Consider the following 4,126-nt stretch of genomic DNA (forward strand, 5'->3'; position numbering starts at 1 on the left):
GGCTACCAAAAAACCTGAAAATATGGATTTTGAAAGCGCTCTCGCTGAATTAGAAAGCTTGGTTAACCAGCTAGAAGAAGGTGATCTCAGTTTAGAGCAGTCGCTTAAGTCGTTTGAGCGCGGTGTGCAGTTAGTACGCGCAGGTCAGCAGCGCCTGAGTCAAGCCGAACAGCAAGTACAGGTATTACTGCAACAAGATGATGAGCTACTCGCCCCCTTCGCGACGAGCCAAGAGGAACGCTAACGTGGCTTTCATCCAACAACAGCAGCATTATCATGAGCGCATAGCCAAGGTATTAGCCGAAGCGATTGAGAATCTCAGCACACTGGCACCACAGCTAAAAGCGGCAATGGAATATGGCCTGCTGCAAGGGGGGAAGCGTGTTCGCCCTATGTTGGTATACGCCAGTGGCGACGTATTAGGTGACCCTAATAACGCGGCTTTAGATGCCGCCGCAGCGGCGCTAGAATGTATTCATGCTTATTCATTGATCCACGATGACTTACCCGCCATGGATAACGATAATTTACGCCGAGGTCAACCAACGGTACACAAAGCATTTGATGAAGCGACCGCTATTTTGGCCGGCGATGCGTTGCAAGCATTGGCTTTTGAGTTATTAAGCCAACCCGCTTTGGGCTTACCTGCAGGGCATCAATTACGTATGGTGCAAGAGCTGGCCAAAGCCAGTGGCTATCATGGCATGTGTGGTGGGCAAGCGCTCGATATCCAATGGGAAGGTAAAACCATTGACGCCAGCACCTTAGAAAGTCTACATAGTCACAAAACCGGTGCATTAATTCTTGCCGCCGTGCGCTTAGGGGCGCTTTGTGTTAATAATATGCAAGAAACACACTTTACTGCATTAAGCCGTTATGCCGACGCGATTGGCTTAGCATTTCAAGTGCAGGACGATATTTTGGATATTACCGCCGACACCCAAACCTTGGGTAAAACTCAAGGTAAAGATCAAGCTCTGCAAAAAAGTACGTATCCTGCATTGCTGGGGCTTGAAGGTGCTCGAGCCCTTGCCGAGCGCTTGCAGCAGCAGGCACTGTCGGCACTGGCTGATATCCCCTATCCTACTCAAACACTGGAAGCCTTCGCTCACTACATCGTTAAACGCGATTTTTAGAGCGAGCATAATAATAAGCTTATGAGTCTGAATATTGCCGATTATCCAACCTTGGCACTGGCTAATCTCCCCGATGAGTTACGCAGTTTGCCACAAGATAGGTTACCGCTCTTATGCTCTGAGTTACGCGCTTACCTGCTGCACTCAGTAAGCCAAAGTAGTGGGCACCTAGCATCTGGGCTAGGGGTCGTTGAGTTAACCGTTGCTCTACACTACGTCTATAATACTCCTTTTGATCGCTTAGTATGGGATGTAGGCCATCAAGCGTACCCCCATAAAATATTAACCGGTCGGCGTGAGCGCCTTGCTAGCATTCGCCAATTTGAAGGCTTACATCCTTTTCCTTGGCGCGAAGAGAGCGAGTACGACACCTTAAGTGTCGGTCACTCTAGCACTAGCATCAGTGCTGCATTAGGCATGGCGATTGCCGCTGAACAAGAACAAAAAAACCGTAAGGTAGCAGCCATTATCGGTGATGGTGCTATTACCGCAGGTATGGCCTTTGAAGCACTTAATCACGCGGGTGACGTTCATAACGACATGCTGGTTATTTTAAACGATAACGAAATGTCGATTTCGGAAAACGTCGGGGCACTGAACAACCATCTCGCACGCATTATGTCCGGCTCTGTCTATAGCACGCTGCGTGAGGGCGGCAAAAAAGCATTAGAAATATTGCCCCCCCTTAAAGAGCTAGCCAAGCGTACTGAAGAACATATTAAAGGCATGGTCATTCCTGGCACCTTATTTGAGGAATTTGGTTTTAATTATGTAGGCCCAATCGATGGTCATGATATTGATACCCTAGTAGAAACCTTGCGCAATATGCGCAAGCTCAAAGGGCCACAGTTTTTGCACATTATGACCCGTAAAGGCAAAGGTTACTTACCTGCTGAACAAGACCCTATTGGCTATCATGGTGTCCCTAAGTTTAATCCCGCTGACAGTGTATTACCAAAGAGTGCCCCTTCCAGCCCAAGCTACTCGCAAGTATTTGGTGATTGGTTGTGTGATATGGCTGAACTATGCCCGCAATTAATGGCGATTACGCCTGCTATGCGTGAAGGATCAGGCTTAGTACGCTACTCAAAAGAGTACCCTAAGCGTTATTTTGATGTGGCCATTGCCGAGCAACATGCAGTGACCTTGGCTGCGGGTATGGCAATAGAAGGTAACAAGCCGGTGGTGGCTATTTACTCTACCTTTTTACAGCGCGGTTACGATCAGCTTATTCATGATGTGGCATTACAAGAATTGGATGTACTCTTTGCCATAGACCGTGCGGGGATTGTGGGTGCCGATGGCCCTACTCATCAAGGGGCTTACGATTTAAGCTTTATGCGCACCGTGCCTAATATGGTGATCATGACCCCTGCTGATGAAAATGAATGTCGCCAAATGCTCTATACTGGCTATCAATATCCAGGGCCTGCAGCGGTACGCTACCCCAGAGGTAGTGGCCCTAATGCTAAGATACAGCCACAGATGCAAGCACTGGAAATAGGTAAAGGGCGCGTCATTCGCCAATCCAACAACATTCATGGCAAGGTGGCCTTACTCAACTTTGGCAGTTTGTTAAGCGAAGCTCAGATGGCCGCCGAACGATTAGACGCAACACTTGTCGATATGCGCTTTGTAAAACCATTAGATGAAGCCTTACTATTATCATTAGTGGCTGAACATACATTATTGGTAACCATTGAAGAAAATGCCATTATGGGCGGCGCAGGCTCTTCGGTAAATGAATGCTTAATGCGCCATAAAAAACCACTTCCGGTACTCAACTTAGGCCTACCTGACTTCTTTGTTGAGCAAGGCTCCCAGCAGCAAGTGTTAGCTAAACTCGGATTAGACGCTCACGGCATGGTACGCTCAATTAAAGCATATCAGGCAGTTTAATAGCACCAATCAGCCATATCACCTAGGTATGGCTGATGCTGCTCACGCGAAAGAGTTATCCCCACGTTATTTTACTTAAATACCTCACAAAAATAGCGCTATACACTACTACTTCCTGTCTTGCAGCATAAAACCCTAACGCGGTTAAATATCAGCAACATTCAGTAAAATGCACTATAATGTGCTTAAGTTTCTTGATCTTGTTTTATGTTGCTGAGTAACATCTGTCCTCACTCATGTCTCAGCTTAGCCTCCTACCTAGGATTTATTATGACTTCGCCCCTGCGCGTACGTTATCAAACGATTGAGATTGGCAATACCGATATACACCTATGCACTTTACGTGATAATCAGCAGTTTAGTGATCCTAATGGCATAGCTGAAAAATTAGGTATTTGTGATACTTCTTGGCCACTATTTGGTGTGTTGTGGCCATCTAGTAAAGTACTTGCAAACCACATGCTTGATTACGACATAGCAGAAAAGCGTATTCTTGAAGTGGGCTGTGGCATTGGGTTGGCAAGTATACTGCTTAACCAACGCGGCGCCGACATTACCGCTACCGATTATCACCCAACTGTTGAGTCTTTTCTTGACCGAAATACACAGCTTAACAACAACAAAGACATAGCGTTTGAGCGTGTAGATTGGGCAGATAATCGTAGCAAGTTAGGCTTGTTTGATTTAATTATTGGCAGTGATTTACTGTACGAAGATCAACATATCATCATGCTCGCAGATTTTATTCAACGCCATGCTAACCCAGAATGTGAGGTGATATTGGTGGATCCGGGACGGGGTAGAAAAAATAAGATCAGTCAAAAAATGATTGAATTTGGCTTTACCAGTACCCACAGCAAACCCGAGCATACCGATTATTTAGAGCAGCCGTTTAAAGGCCATATTTTGACTTTTTCTCGCCAGTTAATTGCCGCGGATTAAGCAAACGATGAATGCCAATCTGTAAAACTAACTGATCAAAATAATCCTTAGTTTTTTACTTAATACAAACTGACCATATATTTACTTAGATGGGTATAAGCCCCATTCATCATACCGAGCTTTAGGCTCGGTATTTTTTTGCTGGCATA

Annotated in this window: 4 protein-coding genes; all 4 read left to right on the plus strand. The window is 45.9% G+C overall.

Going from position 1 to position 4,126, the window contains the following annotated elements:
• Positions 1-244 (plus strand): exodeoxyribonuclease VII small subunit (gene xseB, locus ACTHY5_RS11390; RefSeq protein ID WP_441879727.1); only part of this gene is annotated, 244 nt, incomplete at its 5' end.
• A 1-nt stretch (position 245) separates the two neighbouring features.
• Entirely contained in the window at positions 246-1,136 is an 891-nt protein-coding gene (ispA, locus tag ACTHY5_RS11395) for a (2E,6E)-farnesyl diphosphate synthase (RefSeq protein ID WP_441879729.1), read from the plus strand.
• A 21-nt stretch (positions 1,137-1,157) separates the two neighbouring features.
• Positions 1,158-3,035 carry a 1-deoxy-D-xylulose-5-phosphate synthase gene (dxs, locus tag ACTHY5_RS11400; protein ID WP_441879732.1) on the plus strand — a complete coding sequence of 626 codons (1,878 nt, stop codon included), beginning with the start codon at positions 1,158-1,160 and terminating at the stop codon, positions 3,033-3,035.
• Positions 3,036-3,305: 270 nt separating this feature from the next.
• Entirely contained in the window at positions 3,306-3,977 is a 672-nt protein-coding gene (locus ACTHY5_RS11405; RefSeq protein WP_441879735.1) for a class I SAM-dependent methyltransferase, read from the plus strand.
• Positions 3,978-4,126 lie beyond the last annotated feature (149 nt).

The sequence above is a fragment of the Oceanisphaera sp. genome, from assembly GCF_052084945.1.
In the GTDB taxonomy this organism is placed as follows: domain Bacteria; phylum Pseudomonadota; class Gammaproteobacteria; order Enterobacterales; family Aeromonadaceae; genus Oceanimonas.